Source organism: Streptomyces sp. NPDC002130 (genome assembly GCF_040296465.1).
GTDB lineage: Bacteria > Actinomycetota > Actinomycetes > Streptomycetales > Streptomycetaceae > Streptomyces.
In genome coordinates, this window is the sequence record NZ_JBEOXI010000462.1 from 1 (window position 1) to 3,448 (window position 3,448).

2 protein-coding genes and 1 pseudogene are annotated in these 3,448 nt (G+C 72.6%); 1 reads left to right on the forward strand and 2 read right to left on the reverse strand.

Going from position 1 to position 3,448, the window contains the following annotated elements; translation table 11 throughout:
• Positions 1 to 2,222: ATP-binding protein (locus ABT116_RS41000; RefSeq protein ID WP_351645267.1), on the forward strand; the 2,222-nt coding region annotated here is incomplete at its 5' end.
• A gap of 18 nt (positions 2,223 to 2,240) precedes the next feature.
• Here ABT116_RS41000 and ABT116_RS41005 read toward each other — a convergent pair.
• Together ABT116_RS41005 and ABT116_RS41010 are read right to left on the reverse strand one after the other, a co-directional pair.
• Positions 2,241 to 3,056: an ABC transporter permease gene (locus tag ABT116_RS41005; protein WP_351645270.1), complete on the reverse strand. Its 816-nt coding sequence runs from the start codon at positions 3,054 to 3,056 to the stop codon at positions 2,241 to 2,243.
• A pseudogene (locus ABT116_RS41010) lies at positions 3,053 to 3,448 on the reverse strand (daunorubicin/doxorubicin resistance ABC transporter ATP-binding protein DrrA); the annotation flags it as partial. The pseudogene ABT116_RS41010 and the gene ABT116_RS41005, both read right to left, overlap by 4 nt.

The window sequence follows — 3,448 nt, forward strand, 5'->3', positions numbered from 1 at the left end:
AGCAAGATCACTTGATTTCGCTACCTCACGGGTTCCCTGTTGACCAGGGAACTCACCCCAGGCCCCGCATGCTGCTGATCCTCGACAACTGCGAGCACGTCGCCGACGCCGCCGCCCGCCTCACCGAGGAGCTGCTGGCACGCTGCCCCGACCTCACCGTCCTGGCCACCAGCCGTGAACCGCTCGGGGTGCCGGGGGAGTTGCTGCGCCCGGTGGAGCCGCTGCCCGAGCCGGTCGCGCTGCGGCTGCTCGCCGACCGGGGCGCCGCGGCCCGGCCCGGCTTCCGCACCGAGGACGACCCCGACGCGTGCGCCGAGATCTGCCGGCGCCTCGACGGCCTGCCGCTGGCCATCGAACTCGCCGCCGCCCGCCTGCGGATGCTCACCCCCCGCCAGATCGCCGACCGGCTGGACGACCGCTTCCGTCTCCTCACCTCCGGCAGCCGCACCGTCCTGCCCCGCCAGCAGACCCTCAGAGCCGTCGTCGACTGGTCCTGGGACCTGCTCGACGAGGACGAACGGGACGTCCTGCGGCGGCTGTCGGTGTTCGCCGGCGGCTGCGACCTGCCCGCCGCCGAGTCCGTGTGCGGACCGGCCGCCCTGGAGGCGCTCGGCTCCCTCGTGGACCGCTCCCTGGTCGTGGCCGCCCCGCCCGGCGAGTCCGCCGACGGGGAGATGCGCTACCGGCTCCTGGAGACCGTCGCCGAGTACGCCGCCGAACGGCTGGACGAGTCGGGGCAGCGCGCCGACACCGAGCGCGCCCACCTGACGTACTTCCGCGAACTCGCGCGCGTCACCGACCCGTTGCTGCGCGGCCCCGGCCAGCTCGCCGCCATCCACCGGCTGGAGCGCGAGTACGAGAACCTGCGCATCGCCCTGCGCCACGCCGTGGTCCTGCGCGACGAGCAGGAGGCGCTGTGCCTGGCGCTGTCCCTCGTCTGGTACTGGCAGATGCGCGACCTGCGCATCGAGGCCCGCAACTGGTGCCGTGACGTCATGGCGCTCGGCCCCGACCCCTTCACCGAGCCCGTACGCCCGGCCACCGCGGTGTGGGAGCGCTGCACCGACGCCCCGCCCCCGATGACCGGCGAGGTCCTGTGGGAGGCCCGGCGCGGCATCCACCTCGCCCACCTCGCCTGCATGGACACCGAGCTGGACGCCTGGCAGAACCCGGAGTCCCAGCGGAAGCTGCGGGCCATCGCCGCCACGTACGAGCCCGGCCTTCCGCAGAGCTGCCGCATGCCCGGCCTGTTCTGGTTCTTCGCCGTGATGCTGACCGGAGAGATGGACCGGCTGCGCGTCATCATCGACGCGTCCATCCGCACCTGCCGGCAGACCCCGGGACTCGACTGGGAGCTCGCCTCCGGCCTGCAGATGCGGGCCAACTTCCTGGCCAACCGCACCGACTGGGCGGGCGACGCCGCCCGCGACGCCGACGAGGCACTGGAGATCTTCCGCCGCCTCGGCGACGACTGGGGCACCGCCGAGGCCCTCTCCGCACGCGCCGAGGCCCATGAGCGCAAGGGCGACTACGCCGTGGCCGCCGCCGACTACGAAGCGGCCATAGGGCACGCCGAACGCCTCGGCGCCCGTGCCCAGGCGGCGGTCCTGCGTGCCCGGCTGGGCAACGCGCTGCTGGAGGCGGGCGAGGACGGACGCGGCGAGCGGCTGCTGCGCGAGGTGATCGCCCAGCACGAGGACTCGCACAGCGAGGCCATGCCCGCCGCCCGTCTCTTCCTGGCCGGCTGGCTGGGCATGACGGACCGCGTCCCCGAGGCGCGCGAGCACCTGCGGCGGCTGCGCCAGGATTTCCGCATCGCCCACTTCATCGTCTTCGACGCGTACATCCTCGGTGCGGAGGCGTGGCTGGACGCCACGGAGGGGCGGTACGAGGAGTGCCTGCGCCGGATCCGCAAGGGGATGGAGCGGGCCGCCGACCCGCTGTCCGAGGCCATCACGCCCCATTTGCGCTCGGGGTACCTGATCATCGGCGCTCGGGCCCTGGCCGCCATGGACGGCGGAGGACGCGCCGAGGACGCGGCCCGTTGTCTGGGCGCCTTCGACGCCCTGCTGCCGCCCCGTCACGTCGCCCAGCGGCAGGAGCGCGAGACCCGCGAGCGGACGGAGCGGCAGGCCCGGGCGCTGCTCGGAGACCAGGCGTACGAGAGCGCGTACGCTGAAGGCGGCAGCCTCTCCCCCGAGGAGGCCGCCGCCCTGCTGTGACGCGCACCGGGCGCCGGGTCAGTTCTTCGTGCGGAACTTGTGGATCGCGATCGGCGCCATCACGGCCGTGATCGCCACCGACCAGCCGAGCGTCACCCACAGGTCGTGCGCGACCGGCCCGCCCACCATCAGGCCGCGCGCGGCGTCCGCGAGGGTCGACAGCGGGTTGTAGTCGGTGAAGGCCTGCAGCCAGCCCGGCATCGACGTCGTCGGCGCGAAGATCGACGAGCCGAACTGCAGCGGGAACAGCACCAGGAAGCCCATCGCCTGCACGGACTGCGCGTTCTTCAGGATCACGCCCAGGGTGAGGAAAACCCACATGATCGACGAGGCGAACGCCGTGGACAGGGCCACGGTCGCGAACAGTCCCGGCCAGTTCGTGATCTCGAACCCGACCGCCACGGCGACGATCATCAGCACGGCGGTGGCGAACAGCATCCGCAGCAGCTCCACCGAGATCTTCGCGAACAGCACCGAACCGCGCCCGATCGGCAGGGACCGGAAACGGTCCATGACACCGGAGTTGAAGTCCTGGCTGAAGCCGGTGCCGACGCCCTGGGACAGCGTCATGCTCATCATCGCGATCATGCCCGGGATCACGTACTGCACGTACCGGTCCTGCCCGCCGCCCAGCGCCTGCCCGATCGAGCCGCCGAACACGAACACGAACAGCAGGGTGAAGATGACCGGCATCAGCAGCGCGTCGGCCATCGACTCCGGGTCCTTGCGGATCCACAGCAGGTTGCGGCGGATCAGGGCCCCGGTGTGGCGCAGATGGCCGCGCAGCGTGATACGGGCGTCCGCGGCGGCGTCGTTGACGGTGACGGCGCTCATACGGCGGCCTCCTGAAGGTCTTCGGCGGGCATGGCGTCCTGCGGGGCACTGGCACGGTGGCCGGTGAGGGACAGGAACACCTCGTCCAGGCTGGGCAGTTCGGTGGTGATGGCGGAGAGGGTGATGCCGCGCGCGGTGACCGCGCCGACGACGGCCGTCAGCTGCTCGTCGCTGAGGATCGGCACGAGGACGTCACCGCGGTCGGTGTCGACGGTCGTGGTGGCGAGCCCGGTGATGCCCAGCTCGTCCAGCGCGCCGGCCAGGGGCCGCAGGTGGGTGGGGTCGGCCGGGCGGATCCGCAGCGCCCGGCCGCCGACCTTCGCCTTCAGCGCCTCGATCGCGCCCCCGGCGATGACCTGGCCGCGGTCGACGACCGTCAGCTCGGAGGCGAG